The following is a 19,606-nucleotide window of genomic DNA, read 5'->3' on the forward strand; positions in this document are numbered from 1 at the left end:
CCGCACATTATTTATAGTTTGTTATTTGGTTGCTCTGTCATAGCCGCTTTGTTTAATTTCAAGCCATTCTTGCAAGCCCAAGCGATCCAATTCTTTCAGGTATTCATCCCATTGCGCTTCGACTTTACCGTTTTGGTACCATTCAGTACGCATTCTAAGCACGTAAGCAAAAAGATCCGTTTCAATTGTCGTAAGACGATCAAGCTCTTGAATGGAATGGAATACACTCGGCATTACGTTTTCTGCTTTCATTTTTGGCGCCATGATATTCTTGATAATATCCATTCTGCTTTTGGCATCATCCGGCATGGTTGTGTATTTCCCATAATAAGAATCAAGAATAGCTAGGGGTCCACCAACACTTGTTTTCTCACGTAGTTCTACAGGAGCTGCACCCTCCAGTGGCAAATGTTTCAGCATTCCTTTTTCTTTATCAAATTCGAAAATATTCTGCTGTTTTTCATCTCCATACGTCCCCCAGTTGTTCTGTACAGATTGAATCGGATCGAAGAGTTGATCAACCCATTTCGCTGTCGTTTCCAAGTTCTTATTGGCGCTTGTGACAACCATCTTCCCTCTTCCCAAACCAAGCGCGTTCGTTCTTGTTACGTTAACTTCACCATCGGGTCCAGCAAGCGGAGGCATAACTTCGTAGCTGTCATTATCTCCGGTGATGTTGGCCTTATCCCATGAGAAGTAAAGTCCGTATTTCTGATCCTTTCCTTTTGCAAGGTAAGTACTCCAGTCTTGTGTGTAGGCTTCAATATCAATGAGTCCTTCTTTATACAGCTCGTTAATAAAAGAAACTGCTTCCTTGTAGTCTTCTTGTGCCGCCGTAAATATCACTTTCCCATCATTGCTCACAACCGCATGGTCAGGGTTCTCACCCAATCCAAACGAAGCAAATAGGAATGCCAGATCTTCTGCTCCCGGCTTGTTAATAAAGGACAATGGAATTTCGTCAGCCTTACCGTTGCCGTTTGGATCTTTTGTCTTGAATGCAATTAATACTTCCTTTAATTCTTCCGTTGTTGTAGGCATATCAAGGCCAAGCTTCTTAAGCCATTCCACATTGATCCAAGGCATACTATCTACTGCCTGGATTCTTTTTTTACCGCTACCCAGCTCTTCAATCCATGGAAAGGCATAAATATTGCCATCTGGTGCCGTAATCATACTCTTATATTCCGGTGCTTCTTCCAGCACCTTTTTGAAGTTTGGCATATTGTTCTCGATGAGATCATTCAGCGGAACGATGGCACCATCTTTAGCAAGCTTGAGCAGCTCATAGTCACTATAGTCCGCATTAAAAATTGCATCAGGAAGATCACCACTTGCCACAGCCAAGTTTCTTTTTTCAACAAATACGTCTTTCGTAAAATTCTTCCAATTAATATGAACATTCGTCTTTTCTTCAAGACGTTTATTAATCAGTTTTTCATTGGGATCAGTTGGTGCAAGTGGAGAGCTTTGTGTTATAAAGTTCAAGGTTACTTTACCGCTGGCATCCTGTTCTTTACTAGCTGCACTTCCCCCTCCTCCTCCACCGCATGCAGTAAGGAATATAAGAGAAGCAAGTACAGTGGCAGAAGCTGCTTTCGTCGAAACTCTTGATTTCTTAATTCTTTTCATAGGGTATGACCTCCAAATTAGATAGGAATGAATTAATCTTTATCTATGTGCAGCCTGTTTCCTACTTAAGGGAACCGACCATAACACCTTTTTCAAAGTACTTCTGGAAGAACGGATACATAACAATGAGTGGCAAACTGGAAACAACGATGGCAGCATACTTGATGATTTCAGACAATCGTTTCATTTCCGCCATGGCGAGTTGATCACTGATCATGCCCGGATCTACCTGATTCTGGATCAAGATGGAACGTAGCACCAGCTGCAGTGGATGAAGATTCGGATTATCTAAATAGATCATAGCGTCAAAGTAGGAATTCCACTGGCCCACAAAGGCATAAAGAGCGAGCACAAAAACAATCGGTTTGGAGAGCGGTAATACGACACTGAAGAAAATCCGCATTTCCGAAGCTCCGTCTACATTAGCGGCTTCCTTCATTTCATTCGGAACGCCTTTGAAGAAAGTTCTAGAAAGAATGATGTTCCAAACATTAACTGCCCCTGGAATGATCACCGCCCATACTGTATCAAGCAAACCAAGGTTCTTAACGAGCAGATATGTCGGTATGAGTCCACCCCCAAAGAACATGGTGATAATAAACAATGTCATGAAGAACCCTTTTCCTTTGAGCCTGTCATCGGACAGTGCGTACCCTGCACAGATTGAGACGAGAACGGTAATCATAGCAAATGAAACAGAGTATAAAACAGAGTTTCCAAAACCACGGATCATGGCAGGATTCGAAAGAATTTTTACATACCCTTCTAATGACCAGTCCGAAAGATTAAATGATAATCCTTTACTGAGCAGCACAGATGGATCCATAAAAGAAGCAATCACTACATAAATCAAAGGAAGTACGATGATAAGTACGGCCAGTGTCAGGAAGATCGCGTTCAGCACGACGATAAAGCGATCTAATCCGGAATGTTTAATAGGCATAGCTTGTTGCTCCTTTCTTAGTAAAGACCTTCACCCTCATTCAGTTTCTTCACGGTGAAGTTAACTGTGAGGAGCAAGACGATGTTGATGATAGAGTTAAACAATCCTACTGCGGCTGAATAGGCATAATCGCCCGACTGCAAACCAATTTTATAAACGTAAGTCGGAATGATTTCTGAGGTTGGTAAGTTCATCGCCGTTTGCATGAGGTAGGCTTTTTCGAAGCCAATTGACATAATTCCGCCGGCTGCAAGGATAAATACAATAGCCATAATTGGTCGAATGGTTGGCAGATCGATATGGCGTATTCTTTGTAGAAGATTAGCACCGTCAAGATTAGCTGCATTATGTAACTCAGGATCGACATTAGCAAGCGCTGCTACATAAATAATGGATGCCCAACCGGCTCCGGTCCAAATATCAGATAAAATGTAGATCGAACGGAAGTACTCGGGACGAGACATGAACATAATTGGTTCACCAGTAAGCCAGGTAAAAAACTGGTTAATCGGTCCCGTTGGGGACAAGAAGATAAACAACATCCCGACCACAACGACAACAGAAATAAAGTTCGGTGCATACAAGAACAATTGAATGTTCTTTTTGACGCCTGCACGGCGAATTTGATTCAACATCAAGGCAAGCAGGATCGGAATTGGAAAACTCAGAATTAATCCGAAGAAACTTAATTTAAGCGTATTCATAAAGATTACTTCGAAATTGGGGGAAGAAAGGAATTTCTCGAAGTTGTACAAACCTACCCATTCACTTCCCATAATTCCTTTGATTGGGCTGAAATCTTTAAAGGCGATAATCGCACCATACATAGGACCGTACTTAAAAATAAGGGTCAGAATCACAGCTGGTGCGAGCAAAATATAAAGAAAGTAGTGCTTCTTTAGATAATCCATGAAGGAACTCTTATGTCTCGTCACCGTTATTCCGTGTTCGGCTTCTATTGGGTTATGCAATGCCTTTACCTCCGTTCTTATCAATGTTTACATCTTGATGCAGTAAGGGCTTTCAATCTCTCTTATGTCCTGCTGCTTTTACAATTTACCAAACACTCAATCGTTCGTCAATACATTTTGTAAAAATATTTATGTGCATATGACAAATTATTTTGTACATAAATGGCGTATATATTTTTACATAATTGCAAATACAGCCAATTTAAATAAGATCACAACCTTTATTCTCACAAAAATCGAAATATAACAAAAACTAAACTAATTAAATGCACACTTATGACCAAATATAATGTAAACTAAATTATGCATTTGTAAATATCATGTTGCTATTTTTAGCAAACTAATATACATTAAAGAGAGTTGAAATAACGACAAATAGTACAGTATTTGCGGCGAATATTAAGAACATGAATATAGAGGTGAATTACATAGATGGCTCGGGAAAAAGTAACCATACAAGACATCGCAGACGCTTTAGGAATCTCCAGAAATACAGCTTCCAAAGCGTTAAATGGAACGAACGGTATACCTGATGAAACCAGAAACAAGGTCATAAAGAAAGCGATAGAGTTAAAATATAAACAATTTGCATTTATGGACTCCGAAAGTACTCTATCAAGAAACTCTGGAAACATCGCTTTATTAACAGAAAACTTACCTAACACTTCCCACTTTGGATCGAAACTGATCAGCGGCATGGAAAAAAGAATCAGTGCAGAAGGATATAATTTATCCATGCACATTATAAGAGATATTGATCAAGAGTCCCTGTCTCTTCCAAATAATTTTGATGTCTCCAATGTAGACGGAATTATTTGTATTGAGTTGTTTAATTCGGAATATAGTAAGCTGATTACAAGTCTAGGTATTCCAACTATTTTCATCGACTGCTCTGCAGATGTCTGTTACCCTGAATTCCAAGCAGATGTGCTTCTCATGGAGAACGAACACAGCACATACCAACTTACCAAAAAGTTAATTGAGGGCGGTTACAAATCACTGGGGTTCATCGGGGACTATAATCACTGTAGGAGTTTTAATGAAAGATGGGTGGGCTTTAATCGCGCACTGATAGAATCCGGGATTCAGCTTGATCTCACACAATGCATTCTCGATGACGATCGACTATTTTTCTCAAGTCCAGAGTGGGCAGATACTAGACTAAGTCAAATCAATGAGCTCCCTTCTGCTTTCGTGTGTGCTAACGATTATATTGCGGTTACCTTTATGAAGTCACTCAAAAATGTGCTTTCCATTCCTAACGACATCGTCATTTGTGGCTTTGATAACGGTCCTGAATCAAGCATTGTAGAACCCCATCTTACTACGGTTCATATTTATAGTAATGAGATGGGCGTCAAAGCAGCCGAAATGCTACTTTCCCGAATTAATGATCCGAAGCAACCCTATCAGGTTTCTCATATTTATACCAAACTCATCATAAGAGACTCTACACCTAATATCAGTTGATGAATTCATAATTCAGAGCTGAAATAACACCCATGAAAATGAAGCAAAGAACCCAAGCGATTAAGAATTCAATTGCTTGGGTTCTTTATGTCCATTCAATTGTCCTAATTATAATGCCCCTGTACTCTTTTTGGATATATCTATTAGATCGTCCATCCTTAGGCTGTGAACTCCAGCATCTTATCTTTACATATTGTAAGTCCTGACCGGCTTAGACTTATCTCTAAGTCTGCTAAATTCCTTAGTTACTAGGATTACCGTCCACACAACAACCACAAAATCAATCACGAGCGAACCCCAATATACTCCAGAGACTCCTAACCATCTTGGCAAAATAAGCATCACCGGCACATAAAAAACAAGTTGTCTGGTAATACCGATAACGGCCGCCGGTTTCCCTTTATTAATCGCAGGGAAAAAGGTCATGGCCATAAAAATGAGCGACAATAAAGGCAGAACCGCCATGTTCAACCGGAAATATAACATTTTGCTGGTCTCAAAGATTTGATCCGGCAGCATCAGTCCCAGAATGGAAGCCGGAGAGATCATGGATATTATCCAGAAAGGTAATGTTAACAGCATGGAGACGAGTGTGAATATTTTATAAGCTTTGATGGCGCGCTCATACTGTTCTGCTCCAAAATTAATGCCAATGACCGGCTGCAAGGCGCGCATTAATCCGAAAATCGGCGTCAACAGGAAGGTGAATACACGAAAAACCACCCCATAAAATGCAATATCTGCTGTAGTCCCGTATCTCGACAGCGTATTGAATACTATAACGGCCTGTACCAGATTCATAAAGTTCATAATGAAAGCTGACATTCCCAGTCCAACTATGGATTTGATTGTGCTCGCATCCCGATAAATTGCGAAGACATTCGTTCGGAATGACGCAAATCCTTTGCCAAAATAAATCCATCCCAGCAAGGTATAGACCAGCATCCCGATATTTGTAGCCCAGGCAGCACCCTCTACTCCAAAATTCAGCCAGGCTACCAGAACATAATTGGACAAAACATCAACTGCCAGTCCAATGCCCATTACCACGGCTGCCGATTTCATTTTCCCTTCGGCACGCACAATCATGTTGGCAGCCAATCCATAAATCCAGAAAAATGAACCGATTACCGTAATTCTAAAATAGCTGTCTCCAAGAGCCAGAGTTTCCCCCTCTCCACCCATGAATCGTACCAGCTGTGTGGAGAAAAGTAGACCCAACACCATATAGACAAGCGTTACAAGGATTGACAGATAATTAACATTTCCCATCAAACGCTGTTGCATTTCTTTGTCCTTCCTGCCGAGCGCTAAACTTAAATCTGAACCGGCACCCACCCCAATCAAGGAGCCCAGTCCCAAGCTGATCTGGGTTAAAGGATAGGCTACCGAAACTCCAGCCAGTGCCTCCTCTCCGACAAACCTTCCCACAAATACAGCAGCGATAACCGCGTTTAAGCCATAGAGGACCATTGCGATGATAGCGGGCCATGATAACTGGGCCATGACATTCCATAGATTGCCATTGAGGATAAAATGCGTCTGCTTATCTTTGCTGTTGTTTATCTGTGTTACAGTGCTCATAATATGGATTTTCTCTCCTTCTTATTTTTCCTACGGGAAAATTTCTTTCTGTAGGGAAACTTTTTAGGTATAGCAATCCCCTTCTCTATTACTCCTCTCCACCTTTTGTATGAATATGTGCGTTTCTCGTTCTAAAATTATACGGGACTCCTTACATTAACAAGTCTATAAGACATATTGACTAGCGGCTACCGCTAAAAGGATTGTTTCTATCTCATAAAGGATTATTGCTGAAATCCTGCAGCAAGAGTGGCTGCGGCTCCTGTCTTTCATATCTTACGATTTTCTAATCCGTGTCGGCTCTATATCTTCAGCTATAAAAAGCTTAACAAAAAAGCAACCCCCCTGTTGGCAAGTTGCTTTTTAAATACTTTGTTGAGAATCTCTACATTTTTGTCCTTCCCGATTGTGCCAATGGAGATCAGATCCTCCATATCTTCTCAGGTATTATCGAATTCTCAGAGGTTCTGGACGCGAACCGATTTAAACAAAGAGGAAATCCTTATTCGTTCCCCATCGTGCTGATGTCGATGACAAACCGGTAACGGACATCTGAAGCAAGTACACGCTCCCAGGCTTCATCAATCCGGTCAGCAGAAATGACCTCGATTTCAGATGCAATATTATGTTCAGCGCAGAAATCAAGCATTTCCTGCGTTTCACGGATTCCGCCAATCATCGATCCGGCAAACGAACGGCGGTGGCCGATCAACGAAAACACGTTAACTGCTAATGGATCAGCGGGTGCACCGACATTGACTAATGTGCCGTCCAGCGCCAGAAGCGAAAGATAGGCATCGATATTAATCTGCGCGCTTACTGTATTCACGATAAGATCGAATGAACCGGCAAGCTGCTTAAATGTCTCCGGATTACTTGTGGCATAATAATGATCCGCCCCTAATTTCAATCCATCTTCCTTCTTCTTCAATGACTGTGATAAAACAGTAACCTCTGCCCCCATGGCATGAGCGATCTTCACAGCCATGTGTCCAAGTCCGCCAAGACCCACCACAGCTACTTTTTTGCCAGGAGCAGCTCCCCAATGACGTAGTGGTGAATAGGTGGTGATTCCTGCACACAGAAGCGGCGCAGCGGCGTCAAGCGGAATACTGTCAGGGATCCGAACCACAAAATCCTCGGTTACGACAATATGGGTGGAATATCCGCCTTGCGTATACTGCCCGTACCGGTCGATAGCTCCATAGGTGCCCGTATTTCCACTCAGGCAATACTGCTCCTCACCTTTATGGCAATTACTGCACTCTCCACAGGAGTCAACCATACAACCTACTCCTACCCGGTCGCCTACTGAGTACTTTGTGACTTCAGAACCGATCTGGCTGACAATTCCGGCGATCTCATGTCCCGGAACGAGTGGATAGTTGACCGGCCCCCACTCCCCGCGGGCAGTATGAATATCCGAGTGGCAGATGCCAGCGTATTTAATCTCAATAAGAACATCATGCGGCTGCAGATCTCGGCGTTCGATTGTGGTTAGCTTGAATGGACCTTCCTGACTGAATGTAGCGCGTGCATTAACTTTTATCATAGTGAAACCTCTCTTCTAGATAATATTAAAATCTATAACGTCAGCTTTACAAAACATATGTTATTACTTAAAGTTAACTCTAAGTCAAGCATAAAATATATTTGAGATTGGAGATAGATGATGAAAACATACTCCATAAGTGAAGTTGCAGAATCCTTTAATATGACACCACATACCCTGCGATACTATGACAAGGAAGGTCTTTTCCCTTCTATAGAAAGAACCTCCGGCGGTAAACGTATATTTAAACAATCCGATATGGACGCTTTAAAAGTAATTGAATGCCTGAAGTCATCCGGGATGCCAATTAAAGAAATAAAACATTTCATTGAGTGGTGCTCAGAGGGAGATTCCACCTTACAGCAAAGATATGACATGTTCTTGGAGCGGAAAGCCTCCGTAGAAGCACAGATGGAAGAATTAAAAAAAACGATGGAAGTCATAGAACATAAATGCTTCTACTACAAGTCCGCCTTGGATAGCGGTACAGAAGATGTTCATAAAAATAATAAAATAAAAAGTTCATCCGCTGCTCATTAGAAATGGACCTTCAATTACAGTAAAGGCGGGGCAGATTGATCTGCCCCGCCTTTACTGTAATTCATAAACTTTTTAATTGGTACGCCTTTTTGCCAGAAGTTTCTCCGTAAAATTCACATTAAAAAAATGAACAATAGGTCCCAAACCCAATGCGGATACCAGAGTTCCTAAGCCTATAATGCCTCCTGCCAGGAAGCAAACCAAAGCACAAAGAGAATCCGTAAACATCCGGTGCCAAAAATAAGATACTTTCGGGAAGTTATCCCTCATAATCAGGGACAGGCTGTCGTAGGGAGCTACGCCTACCTCCGATGACTGATACAGAGATACCCCAAAACTGCATACCACTACACCAATCGCTACGATGACCACCTGCTGCCATATCAATTGAGGTTCGCCGAACAGAGATAGCCAAGTACTATGAAAGAAAGTAGCTATGTAACCTAGAAGAATTGCGTTCACGAAAGTCCCGGCGCCAATAAACTTTCGTCCTGTTATGAATTCGATTACAAACAATACCAGATTCAATAAGATCAGAAAATTTGCAAATGTCATACCTGTGTTTTCTGCAAGTGCCATAACCATACCGCTGAAGGGATCATTCCCCATGCCGGACAGCTTAAAAATACTGATTCCCATGCCCAGAAATACATTGCCGATAACCATAATAATCAATCGTTTTTTATCGACGTTATGAAAATATCCTCTCATATTGTCCATCCTATTTTCATATTAAAATGCACCATACAACAACGACGTCATTATATCATATTTCCTATGATTTGACGGTTATCTTTATGGATGTGAATGATCTGGTCGGGAAGCATGATCAAGTATGAAATGGCATCACCGAATCCAACAACCTTTTGGCATACTCATTTTTAGCGTCAAAAAGCTTAAAACTATCAAGCTCTTCAACAATCTCTCCATGGTAAAGAAAAAGAACACGGTCGCACAGATTTGCCACGGCTTGAAGATCATGGGTAACAAACAGATAGGTCATGTTCATCTCTTGTTGAAGTGAAAGAAGCAATTCTAGAATCTGAGCCTGAACTGAAACATCTAGTGAGCTAATAGCTTCATCAAGAACAACAAGTTCCGGATTTGTTGAAATCGCCCGTGCAATACACACCCGCTGCAGTTGTCCACCACTTAGCTCATGGGGATACTTGTCCAGCATCGCTAGCGGGAGTCCTACCTTATACAAAAGGGTCGTAATATGATCATCAAGCTCTTTAGTGTCTCCCAAAATAATCAACGGTTCAGATATGATGTTCCGGACAGTAAATTGAGGGTTTACTGATGTGGTATAATCCTGAAATACCACACTCATTTTCCCTTTATTACACTTACTCCATCTCGAAACCGGAAGACCCTCAATCTTCACATTCCCTTTACTCGGCTTATCTAATCCCAGAATGATCCGACTCAATGTACTTTTCCCGCTTCCGCTTTCTCCAATTAATCCTAAACACTCCCCTTTTCTGATCGAAAATTGAATCTCATTTAGAATTTCTAATTTTTCTTTTCTAAACCAGCCACCAGCTTTTGGATAGCTTTTAGATAGTTTATTAACCTCGACAAACATTATATCACTCTCTCTTCCATCGATTTCTGAAAAGGAGCAGCCAGATTAACCCGGGTTCTAATCAAAAACCGTGTATATTCATGCTGTGGATTTGAGAATATCTCAGAAGCCTGGCCCGTTTCAACACATTCACCATTACGCATCACGATTAAATCATCCGCCAAATATTGAACAACACCTAAGTCATGTGAGATAAAAAGGATTGATGTTCCCATTATCTCCCGTAGCAGTCTAAACTGTTCTACTACCTCACGCTGATTAATAGAATCGAGGGCTGTAGTCGGTTCATCCGCAATGATAATGTCCGGCTCTAGCATAATTGTTATTGAAATCATTACTCTTTGCAGCATCCCACCAGACAGCTGATGAGGATACTTCTTCAATACCTCTTTTGGGGTATGCATGTGTACACGATGCAAAGCAGTCTCGGCTATAATTCGGGCTTCACGCTTCGTGACTCCAAGGTTCTCACGAAAGGTCTCTATCATCTGTTTGCCTATAGTATCCAGAGGATTGAATGCTGTCATCGCATCTTGCAGGATCATACAGATTTTCTGACCTCTTATTTTTCGAAGAACCGAGCCTTTCTCATGCAATAAATTCCTTTTGTTGTAAATCACTTCTCCAGTAACCTCCAGCCAAGGAGGTATAAGACCAAGTATCGCCTTAGCAGTCAGTGACTTACCACTCCCACTTTCTCCTACAATGGCTAAACATGTATTTTTTCTGAGAGTAAAACTGAGATCCTGAACAAGGCAACGATCCGTATCTGCCTCATGAACCGAGAGACTTTTTATTTCTAATAAAGACATTTAGACGACATCCTTTCCCTTTCTTTAGAAGATGCGCTTTTGGGTTCATTGCGGAATGTAGACTGTCTCCCAAGTAATTGAACGCTACTACCATAATTAAGATCGCAAAACCTGGTGCTAACATATGGGTTGGATGCGTAATCATCACATTCTTCGCGTCGTTTAACATCATTCCCCACTCAGGAACAGGAGCCTGCACACCTAAACCAAGGAAAGACAGAGCAGAGATATTCAAAATAACCCATCCCGTATCTAAAGTCGTAAATACAGCCACTTCTCCTGAAACGCCTGGTAGTAAGTGTTTTCGCATAATATGCCCTGTACTGCAACCGGATACCTTGGCAAATCTTATATAATTTTTATCCGTATATTCAATAACGACCGATCTAATCATCCGTGTATACCAAGCCCATTTCGCGACTATATTTGCAATAACAACATTCAGTAAGCCTGGTCCTAGTACACCTACAATGGCGAGGATCATAACTTCAGCTGGAAAAGAGAGCATTATATCGCAGATTCTCATAATGAGCTCGTCTACCTTCCCTCGAAAATATCCTGATACGATTCCCAGAATCGTACCCGTAGCAATGGTTATTACAGTAGTGATTAATGCATATAGAATAGTTGTCCGAATTCCATAAAGGAGCCTGGATAAAACACAACGTCCTAGTTGATCTGTTCCTAGTGGATAATCAGGACTGAACCCCGCGTATTTGTGTAAAATATTCATTGCGGTAGGGTCATGAGGTGCCAGCCAAGGGGCGGCTATCCCTGCAATGATGACACTACCAATAAGCCCCATAAAGAGCACTGCCATTCTATCCATCATCAGTCGTTTCCAAACAGCCATACTATCCTTCCCTTCTCAATCGGGGATCTAGAGCTGAATTGAGTATATCTACCAGCAGATTACAAAAGACAAACAAGCTACCCATGATCAGAATATATGCTTGAATCATCGGGAAATCAGAATTGAATATTGCAGATACACATAAGCGACCAATTCCCGGCCATGCAAAGATATTCTCCACAATGACTGTTCCCGCGATAAGCTTTGGGATGGACATTCCTAGAGCTGTAACAGATAGCTGTAAGGAGTTTCGAAATACTTTCCCTATAATCTTGCTATTCTTAAGTCCTCTTACTCTGGCATATAGAACAAAATTCTCCTTTTTATTCTTTATCATGTTATTTCGTATCAATCGAACATAAGTAGAAATGAACACTAAAGAGAGCGTTACTGCCGGTAGTACCACAGAACTTGTTTCTTCCATACCACTGGTTGGAAACCAATTGAGTTTAACGGAGAATAACCAAATAAGAAGAATACCTATCCAGAAGCTGGGCATTGCCGCTGAGAGGAAAACAAAGACGCGCAGCAGTCTGTCGAGCCAGCTTCCTTCATAAATAGCACTGAACACACCGATTAGCGTACTTATGCACAGAATAATGGCCAACGCGACACCTGAAAGCTTGAAAGTAGCTGGAAGCGCCAATGCAATCTGATCGCCAACGGATTGGTGTGTCACATAACTAATCCCGAAATCTCCTTGAATACTGTTACTGAGCCAATGTATATAACGCACAAAAAAGGGTTTATCCAATCCCAATGTAATTCTCATCGCTTCAACCATTTCTTGTGTGGGTGTAACCTGATTAACTCGAAGGGCAATTTCAGCAGGATCACTGGTCCGCAGATTTATCAGAACGAAGGCCATAAAAGATATTCCTATCAAGATAGGAATGATCGCTGCTAGCCGTTTTAATAGGTACCTATTCAACTCCATCCTCCCATTTCTTTCCTTAGATATAAAAATCCCCGCCCCATGCTTCAGAGCACTGAAGCATGAACAGCGAGGATACCTGTTTGTTTATTGTGCTTCGAAATACATTTTTTCAAAAGGAATCTCATATTGGGATACATTGAACCCAACGCCCTGTAAAGCTTTAAGATGAACAGCTTTGGTAACCGAATAGGTTAATGGGATATAGACATTCTCATTATGGATATAAGTCAGAATTTCTTTGTACATTTCTTTACGTATTTCTTCGTTCTGCTCAATCATCAGATCGGTAATCGTCTTATCAAGCCATTCTTTTTTCTCCAGCCCAAGTTGGGCTTGATAATCGGCGTGCGAGGGCACTCGCCAAGAAGAAACATAGGTCTGCGGATCATAAGGCAATCCCCAAGAAAGGGAGTACATCAGGTCGAATTCACCAGTTTTTTGACGGTCGAAATAAGCTTGTTTTTCTTCCCCTACAATATGTAATTCCACCCCAATCTGTTTCAAATCATTCTGCATGGATTCACTTATAGTTCGTTCTTGCGCATTATCGGAATTATAATAAATAGTCAGTTCTAACTTCTTGCCATCTTTGTACCGATACCCATCAGATTGGAGCATCCAACCCTCTTCAATTAATAAAGCAGATGCCTTCTCCTCATTGTAGCTTACTCCCTTTAAACCTGCGTTTGCATAGGGTACAGAAGGAGAAAGTAATGTATCCGCTACTTTTTCTGTACCGTTCATAATACCGTCAGCTATAACTTCCTTATGAATGGCATACATAAATGCTTCGCGAATCTTAGGATCTTTAGTGACGGACCGGTTCGTATTGATTACAATCGCACGGGATCCTACAGGATGACTGATGACAGTACTATACTTATCCTGATCCATCAATGACTTGAAAGAGTCGCTGTCCACCATATCTCCGTCGGAGCCAAAAAGTAAGTCTACTTCTCCTTTTTCAAGTGCGAGAAGAATGGTCTGATGATTTGGCATTACTCTCCATTTAATTGTTTTTATCCGAGGTTTTTCTCCCCAATAGTTCTCATTTAATGTGAAGATAGCATATTGATCCTGCTTATGCTCTGTTAAGACGTAGGGCCCAGTACCTGCATAGCCTTTAACTCCATTCGCTGTAGTTCCACCGATGAAGCTCTTAGGGGAAATAAACCGAAACGGACGCGTCAAACCCAATTCCTCCAAGGTTGGATAATAGGGATTCTTTAAGGTGAGCTGGAAGGTATTCTCATCTATGACTGTCGTATCTTTAATTTCTGCTACAAGATTCAGCCATGAGTTCTTTTCAATATTTCCAACAACTGAATCAATGTTTATTTTCACAGATTCAGCGTTAAACGGTTCACCATCGGTAAAAGTAACTCCTGTTCGTAAATGGAACGTGTATAAGGTACCCTCTTCGGAAATTTCCCAGCTCTCGGCAAGTCCCGGCTTCACACCCTCTGGGGTATTAATAACAAGTGATTCAAAAACAATATTTTGTGCAGGCATTTCACCAGCGTATAAGTGCGGATTAATATCACGGATATCCTTTGTACTCGCAAATACTAATTCATCATTGGATACCCTCTCAGCTTTCCGGTTCTCTCCTCCCTTACTGCTTGAACATGCTGACAGCAGAGAGAAAACTAAAATAAATGATAGTATACATATTCTTTTGTGCATTCATTACTCCCCCACTTTATAAATCTTATCGCATAATCGATTCAAAAGACTGTTCTCATGGCTGACTACAATCACACCGATGTCTCTACTTTTACAGATTCGGAGAAACGAATTCCAAATTTGTGCCTGTGTAATGGCATCCAGCATCGTCGTCATCTCATCAGCTATGATGAATTTGGTCGCCGGATTCAGAGCACGGACAATGCAGAAGCGCTGTTTCTCCCCTCCGGACAGCTCCACCGGCCAACGATTCAGCCACTCCTCCCGTATTTCGAAAGCATCCAGAATTTCCTGGGAGGGTGTATAGGATTCGGCCAGAACGTCCCGCATACGCCACTTAGGATTAATCGCCTTCTCCGGATGTTGGTATATTAATTGTACCGGTCGAAATGCCTGACTTTTCACAGCTTTATCCTCTAACGTTACTTGTCCTTTACGCGGGGAGATATACCCGCCTAAAATCCTGGCTAGCGTCGTTTTCCCGCATCCACTATAGCCTGATAGACCAAGAACCTCACCAGGAGCTACCGTAATGTTGACATCTTTAAAAATCCAACGTTCCTTTTGATAATAGTGACTTAGATTCACTCCCATCAGACACATAACTTCTCACCGCCTGTTCCTTAAATTCCAAGTCAAAATCATTTTGCGGTAAGGCTCGCCACAACCTTCTAGTGTATTCCATCTTCAAACGTTCTCCACTTCCTTCAAATGCTGCAGCCTCAGCAATCTCCACAGTAGTTCCATCCTTGAGAACAGCAACTCGATCAGCAATTTCTAACGCAGACATAATATCATGAGTAATCAGCATAACTCCTGCGCCTTCTTTGGCGAATTGCTTGAGCTGTTTTAATATTTCGGTGAGCGCTTGCGGATGAATTCCGGGTGTTGGTTCATCGGCAATGACCAGCTTGACACCCTCTCGTACACTTGTAGCAAACATCACCCGGCGAAGCATTCCACCGGATAACTCAAAGGGAAATAACTTTCCGTCGCTCTTTTTCAAATCATATCGTTCAAATAGCTCCTCTTGTTTGGCCTGAGCAGTGGCCTGATCCAAGCCAATCTGTACTTGCCGTCCAACACGCATAAGGGGATCCAGATAATTAACGGATTGTGGAATGAAGGAGATCCCCCGACCTCTGAGCTGTTCTTTTCTCTTTTGCGTCAATTCTTCTCCCTTGTATAAGATTGTTCCGCTGCTGGTTGCATTCCCGGGCAAAATCCCTAGTATAGCGTGTGCCAACAGACTTTTCCCTGAACCGCTGGCACCTACCACTGCTACAATTTCTCCTTCGTTGATATCTACATGCAGCTCAACTATTGGATGGATTACACGTTTTTGTGTGCCCTTATAATATTGAGAGAAACCAATGGATAAGTTTTCTACCCGTAATAACGGATTTTTCACTTTACTCATCACTCACCCCTCTATTCATTGGAGCTGGAAGGCTCCATTAAAATACGAATCTTTTCGCCGATACTGTCAAAGCTTTTAACCACTATCACTAGAAGCAATCCCGGAAATACCACCAGCCACCACTTTCCGGTAGAAATATGGTTCATCGCTTCAGAAAGTATAATACCTATAGCGGGAGTTTGCGGAGAAAGCCCAAACCCCAAGAAAGTTAACGCAGCTTCATGCAAAATCACATGCGGAAACATCAGTAAAAAACCAATCATTATTTGAGGAAAAATAGAGGGAAGGATATGCTTTCTAGTGATATACCATGCGGACTTCCCGTAGCTCTTAGAGATTTGAATGTATTCGGCCCCTTTTATTTGTAGCACTTCAGAGCGCACGACCCTTGCCAATGCAGTCCAATGAGTCAGCGAAACACCAAGTACAATGCCATATATTCCGCCACCTACAATAAAGCAGATCAATACCATGAACACGAGATGAGGCATACCGATAAACAAATCGATAAGCCAGGAGATGATACTATCCACTGTTCGGCCAAAGGTTGCCGCGCATATCCCCATCATGGTTGCAATAATTACACTAAGGAAAGAAGCTAAGGCTCCTACAGCCAGTGACAACCGCAATCCCTTCATGGTACGGGTGAACATATCTCGACCGAGCCAGTCCGTGCCAAATAGATAATCCAAACTAGGTGTAAGATTTTTGGTAGCAGCATTGAGACGCAGATTATCATTGCTGAGTATAAAGCTGAGGATCAAAATCATTAATAGAAACCCGGAAGATAACGCAAGCAGTACAATCATTTTTTTACGTTCATTCATTCCTTCTTGTATGACCTGCATTTTAGGCCTCCCCCCTCATACGCGGATCTACAATTTTATTTAAAAGATCGGCAATCAAATTTCCTGCAAAGACGAACAAAGAACTAATCAGAATAATGCCAACCATTAAGGGTAGATCCCCCTTTAACCCTGCTGTGGTTAGTGTGCTACCTAATCCCGGATAAGAAAACACCTGCTCTGCTAGCATAGAACCTCCGAAAAGCTCGCCGAAATAGGCGAATTGCAGAGAGACAGCTGGAAGAATTGAATTTCGCACCCCATGATTCTTGAAGATTTGCCACTTGCTTTCGCCCCTTGCCTTTGCAAAAATGACATACTCCGTATTCAAAATATCAATCATTTTCTCTCGAGTATGCATCGCTATATTAGCCACCCCGAGTATGCTTAAGGTCAGAGCCGGTAATATAAAATGATGAACTCGATCAACAAACTTTACGTCACTCTCCATCATGCCGGCCGGCGCCGACAAACCTACAGGGAACCAGTGAAGCCAAACAGCAAAGACAATTAGAAGGATTAGTCCCATCCAAAATATGGGGGTTGAGACAAGCGTGTAACTGTACCATTTAATAATTTTATCTATTGGTTTTCCTCGGTTCATAGCTGCAGTCATTCCAAGGACATAACCAATCACACCTGATAGAACCCATGCTGTTCCCATTAATGCAAGCGATGAAATAAAGCGGCTTTGAATAATCTCAATAACCGGGCTACGGTACAGCTTTGAAGTTCCAAAGTTGCCATGCAGTAATGCCTTTGCCCAGGAAACATATTGTTCCACTGGACTTTTATCCACACCCCAATATTCTTTAATTTTCTCGATTTGTTGTGGTGACGCTGCGCTATCTCCCCCGATATATGCGTTGACCGGATCCATGGGAGATAAATGGATAAGAGAAAAAGTAAGAATAGATAAGCCAACCAGCAGGGTTATCACTCGAATCAATCGAATAATGATGCTTTTTGCCACAAGAACTCCCCCCTTCCTGCACAGAAAAGAGAGCTTTCTGAAATAGATAGCCCTCAGAAGTCTCTTTCCTTATATAATCAATTGGTCCATGTCCACTCCGTTACATTTCCAAACAATGCCCACTCATGACCGTGCGAATGAATAGGCTGCTTACCCAGATCCAGCTTCGTATTAGCCAAGTACAGGTGGTCCACCCGCACCAGCCAAACAATCGGAGCATCTCCGATACCACTGAAGCCTGTTTCTCCATCCCATTGGGCAAGCTTCCAATATTTATTAGCCTCTTCCAGTGAAGAAGAAGTAAGCGCTAGTGTTAAATATTCATCGACTTTAGGATTATAATAGTTAGACATATTGCCGATCCCTTTATCGATCTGCTCAGAGGAATTCATCGTATACAGTTGATAAGGGTGATGCCTTCCGCCTCCCCATGCCACCGCTGCTGTCTTTCCTTTTAGATAAATATCATCCCATGTAACTCCTAGAAGATTAATTTTGATTCCGAAGGCGCTTGCTTGGTCTGCTACGGCAAGAGAAAGATCGCTGCGGAGCTGATCATTAGAGCTAAAGTACATGTTAAACTCTGCATTGCGGCCGTCTTTTTCCAGAATGCCATCCTTATTCTTATCCGCCCAGCCACCATCTTCGAGGATTTTCGCAGCTGCTGCAATATTGCCATCCTCAATCACGGTTTCTTCGTTAAACCAAGGTAAACCATCCGCTAGGGAATATGCTTTTTTACCGTGTCCATCTAGAGCTACATCCAGCAGCTTCTGACGGTCTAGTCCAATATTAAGTGCCTGACGGATTGCAAGATCTGAAGTTACATCGTTGCCCACTTCTACTTCTTTACCGTTGGTCAACCCTTTCCCACCGCTAGGCACTGCCGGCAGCATAATACCGCGTGAATCGATACTCTCGTAAGTTCGAAGCGTCATTCCCTCAACCTTTTGCTCTGCGAATGTGGGCGGCACATACACAATGTCGGCTTCTCCCGCCTTTGCAGCTGCAAGAGCCGCATCCTCGGCAAGAAGAAGGAATGTCAACTTTTTGAACTGGGGCTCTGCACCATACCAATAGGGATTGTACTCCATAATAACTTGCTGTCCTTCATTGTATTGAACTACCTTATACGGTCCAGAGCCAATTGGATTTCGAGAATAGTTCTCATCATAGTGAGCTTTAGGGACGATTCCAATTTCTGTGAGCTGACTAACAAATGTGGAGCGTGGCTCGTCAAGAGTAATTGCGATGGTGTTATTTTCCAGAATATCAATTGTTTTAACAAAGGACAGATCGAATTTAATCCCATCCTCCTTGAGCATCTCATATGTAAATTTGACATCTTCCGGAGTCACTTGCTCACCGTTGGAGAATTTAGCGTCTTCACGAAGCGGGAAAGTCCATGTTAACGCATCCTCGCTGATGGTATAGGATTGTGCAAGATCCCCAATAAAGTTAAGATCTGAGTCAATAGCTAATAGCGAGCTATGAGTTAGACGGATCTGTGTCATCCCCCAGCCCTTCTTGGGATCAAACTGTCCACCATCCATAATTCCTACAGCAAGTACTAAATCTTCTTTAAGAGTTGTAAATTTCTCTAGTTCGGAGGAATTATTTGATTCCTTTGATCCATTTGTACATCCAGCCAGCAATAAAAGTGCTGACAATACCAAGGTTACATACGATAAGGTCTTCCATTTTAGAAATTTCTTTTGATTGTCTTTCACAACATACCTCCATAGTTTGATAGTCTGCTAACACAAGTCATATAAGAATGAATAACCCCCTTATATTCAC

Annotated in this window: 18 protein-coding genes; 2 read left to right on the plus strand and 16 right to left on the minus strand. The window is 42.1% G+C overall.

Features of this window, described 5'->3' with window-relative positions; genetic code table 11:
• Positions 1–21: 21 nt before the first annotated feature.
• The 3 genes from M2444_RS16525 to M2444_RS16535 all read right to left on the minus strand — a co-directional run bounded on the left by M2444_RS16525 (position 22) and on the right by M2444_RS16535 (position 3,486).
• Entirely contained in the window at positions 22–1,632 is a 1,611-nt protein-coding gene (locus M2444_RS16525) for an ABC transporter substrate-binding protein (RefSeq protein WP_280787499.1), read from the minus strand.
• Positions 1,633–1,693: 61 nt separating this feature from the next.
• Positions 1,694–2,575 carry a carbohydrate ABC transporter permease gene (locus M2444_RS16530; protein ID WP_094878144.1) on the minus strand — a complete coding sequence of 294 codons (882 nt, stop codon included), beginning with the start codon at positions 2,573–2,575 and terminating at the stop codon, positions 1,694–1,696.
• A 17-nt stretch (positions 2,576–2,592) separates the two neighbouring features.
• On the minus strand, positions 2,593–3,486 hold the full coding sequence (locus M2444_RS16535) for an ABC transporter permease (protein WP_094872200.1): 894 nt from the start codon (positions 3,484–3,486) through the stop codon (positions 2,593–2,595).
• 492 nt (positions 3,487–3,978) lie between these two features.
• On the opposite strand from M2444_RS16535, the gene M2444_RS16540 reads away from it, so the two are divergent.
• The gene (locus M2444_RS16540) at positions 3,979–5,016 is read left to right on the plus strand and encodes a LacI family DNA-binding transcriptional regulator (RefSeq protein WP_094872198.1); all 1,038 of its coding nucleotides are present in this window, start codon (positions 3,979–3,981) and stop codon (positions 5,014–5,016) included.
• A gap of 186 nt (positions 5,017–5,202) precedes the next feature.
• Here the strand turns inward: M2444_RS16540 and M2444_RS16545 are convergent, their stop codons facing one another.
• Both M2444_RS16545 and M2444_RS16550 read right to left on the minus strand, forming a co-directional pair.
• The gene (locus M2444_RS16545; RefSeq protein WP_280787500.1) at positions 5,203–6,600 is read right to left on the minus strand and encodes an MATE family efflux transporter; all 1,398 of its coding nucleotides are present in this window, start codon (positions 6,598–6,600) and stop codon (positions 5,203–5,205) included.
• Positions 6,601–7,102: 502 nt separating this feature from the next.
• Positions 7,103–8,152 (minus strand): NAD(P)-dependent alcohol dehydrogenase, encoded by a 1,050-nt coding sequence (locus M2444_RS16550; RefSeq protein WP_094878142.1) that lies wholly within the window; start codon positions 8,150–8,152, stop codon positions 7,103–7,105.
• Between the two features lie 120 nt (positions 8,153–8,272).
• Between M2444_RS16550 and M2444_RS16555 the strand changes: the two genes are divergently transcribed.
• A complete protein-coding gene (locus M2444_RS16555; protein ID WP_280787531.1) occupies positions 8,273–8,692 on the plus strand; it encodes a MerR family transcriptional regulator in 420 nt (139 codons plus the stop codon).
• A 72-nt stretch (positions 8,693–8,764) separates the two neighbouring features.
• Here M2444_RS16555 and M2444_RS16560 read toward each other — a convergent pair whose 3' ends face one another.
• From M2444_RS16560 to M2444_RS16610, 11 genes are all read right to left on the minus strand, one after another.
• Positions 8,765–9,403 carry a YczE/YyaS/YitT family protein gene (locus M2444_RS16560; RefSeq protein ID WP_094872192.1) on the minus strand — a complete coding sequence of 213 codons (639 nt, stop codon included), beginning with the start codon at positions 9,401–9,403 and terminating at the stop codon, positions 8,765–8,767.
• Between the two features lie 118 nt (positions 9,404–9,521).
• Positions 9,522–10,280 (minus strand): ABC transporter ATP-binding protein, encoded by a 759-nt coding sequence (locus M2444_RS16565; RefSeq protein WP_280787501.1) that lies wholly within the window; start codon positions 10,278–10,280, stop codon positions 9,522–9,524.
• Entirely contained in the window at positions 10,280–11,092 is an 813-nt protein-coding gene (locus tag M2444_RS16570; protein WP_280787502.1) for an ABC transporter ATP-binding protein, read from the minus strand. The genes M2444_RS16565 and M2444_RS16570 overlap by 1 nt, the downstream gene beginning before the upstream one ends.
• The gene (gene opp1C / locus M2444_RS16575) at positions 11,055–11,945 is read right to left on the minus strand and encodes a nickel/cobalt ABC transporter permease (RefSeq protein ID WP_280787503.1); all 891 of its coding nucleotides are present in this window, start codon (positions 11,943–11,945) and stop codon (positions 11,055–11,057) included. Before opp1C ends, M2444_RS16570 begins: the two co-directional genes overlap by 38 nt.
• A gap of 1 nt (position 11,946) precedes the next feature.
• A complete protein-coding gene (gene opp1B / locus M2444_RS16580; protein WP_280787504.1) occupies positions 11,947–12,876 on the minus strand; it encodes a nickel/cobalt ABC transporter permease in 930 nt (309 codons plus the stop codon).
• Positions 12,877–12,966: 90 nt separating this feature from the next.
• Positions 12,967–14,568, minus strand: a complete 1,602-nt coding sequence (gene nikA, locus M2444_RS16585; protein ID WP_094878137.1) for a nickel ABC transporter substrate-binding protein — start codon at positions 14,566–14,568, stop codon at positions 12,967–12,969.
• Positions 14,569–14,571: 3 nt separating this feature from the next.
• Positions 14,572–15,162 (minus strand): ABC transporter ATP-binding protein, encoded by a 591-nt coding sequence (locus M2444_RS16590; RefSeq protein WP_306440484.1) that lies wholly within the window; start codon positions 15,160–15,162, stop codon positions 14,572–14,574.
• The gene (locus M2444_RS16595) at positions 15,113–15,988 is read right to left on the minus strand and encodes an ATP-binding cassette domain-containing protein (RefSeq protein WP_094878135.1); all 876 of its coding nucleotides are present in this window, start codon (positions 15,986–15,988) and stop codon (positions 15,113–15,115) included. The genes M2444_RS16590 and M2444_RS16595 overlap by 50 nt, the downstream gene beginning before the upstream one ends.
• An 11-nt stretch (positions 15,989–15,999) precedes the next feature.
• On the minus strand, positions 16,000–16,836 hold the full coding sequence (locus M2444_RS16600) for an ABC transporter permease (RefSeq protein ID WP_094878134.1): 837 nt from the start codon (positions 16,834–16,836) through the stop codon (positions 16,000–16,002).
• Between the two features lies 1 nt (position 16,837).
• Positions 16,838–17,806, minus strand: coding sequence for an ABC transporter permease (locus M2444_RS16605; protein ID WP_280787505.1), 969 nt, complete (start codon positions 17,804–17,806; stop codon positions 16,838–16,840).
• 77 nt (positions 17,807–17,883) lie between these two features.
• Positions 17,884–19,536 (minus strand): ABC transporter substrate-binding protein, encoded by a 1,653-nt coding sequence (locus M2444_RS16610; RefSeq protein ID WP_280787506.1) that lies wholly within the window; start codon positions 19,534–19,536, stop codon positions 17,884–17,886.
• Positions 19,537–19,606: the final 70 nt, after the last annotated feature.

The organism is Paenibacillus sp. PastF-3, from assembly GCF_029893135.1.
Lineage (GTDB): Bacteria > Bacillota > Bacilli > Paenibacillales > Paenibacillaceae > Paenibacillus_AQ > Paenibacillus_AQ nitricinens.

Excerpts from the sequence above, each read along its gene's own strand:
- M2444_RS16560 (WP_094872192.1), bottom strand. The coding sequence starts at position 9,403 with ATGAGAGGATATTTTCATAACGTCGATAAAAAACGATTGATTATTATG.
- M2444_RS16525 (WP_280787499.1), bottom strand. The coding sequence starts at position 1,632 with ATGAAAAGAATTAAGAAATCAAGAGTTTCGACGAAAGCAGCTTCTGCC.
- M2444_RS16550 (WP_094878142.1), bottom strand. The coding sequence starts at position 8,152 with ATGATAAAAGTTAATGCACGCGCTACATTCAGTCAGGAAGGTCCATTC.
- M2444_RS16555 (WP_280787531.1), top strand. The coding sequence starts at position 8,273 with ATGAAAACATACTCCATAAGTGAAGTTGCAGAATCCTTTAATATGACA.
- M2444_RS16595 (WP_094878135.1), bottom strand. The coding sequence starts at position 15,988 with ATGAGTAAAGTGAAAAATCCGTTATTACGGGTAGAAAACTTATCCATT.
- M2444_RS16565 (WP_280787501.1), bottom strand. The coding sequence starts at position 10,280 with ATGTTTGTCGAGGTTAATAAACTATCTAAAAGCTATCCAAAAGCTGGT.
- nikA (WP_094878137.1), bottom strand. The coding sequence starts at position 14,568 with ATGCACAAAAGAATATGTATACTATCATTTATTTTAGTTTTCTCTCTG.
- M2444_RS16540 (WP_094872198.1), top strand. The coding sequence starts at position 3,979 with ATGGCTCGGGAAAAAGTAACCATACAAGACATCGCAGACGCTTTAGGA.
- M2444_RS16530 (WP_094878144.1), bottom strand. The coding sequence starts at position 2,575 with ATGCCTATTAAACATTCCGGATTAGATCGCTTTATCGTCGTGCTGAAC.
- M2444_RS16590 (WP_306440484.1), bottom strand. The coding sequence starts at position 15,162 with ATGGGAGTGAATCTAAGTCACTATTATCAAAAGGAACGTTGGATTTTT.
- M2444_RS16570 (WP_280787502.1), bottom strand. The coding sequence starts at position 11,092 with ATGTCTTTATTAGAAATAAAAAGTCTCTCGGTTCATGAGGCAGATACG.
- M2444_RS16535 (WP_094872200.1), bottom strand. The coding sequence starts at position 3,486 with ATGGATTATCTAAAGAAGCACTACTTTCTTTATATTTTGCTCGCACCA.
- M2444_RS16600 (WP_094878134.1), bottom strand. The coding sequence starts at position 16,836 with ATGCAGGTCATACAAGAAGGAATGAATGAACGTAAAAAAATGATTGTA.
- M2444_RS16545 (WP_280787500.1), bottom strand. The coding sequence starts at position 6,600 with ATGAGCACTGTAACACAGATAAACAACAGCAAAGATAAGCAGACGCAT.
- opp1C (WP_280787503.1), bottom strand. The coding sequence starts at position 11,945 with ATGGCTGTTTGGAAACGACTGATGATGGATAGAATGGCAGTGCTCTTT.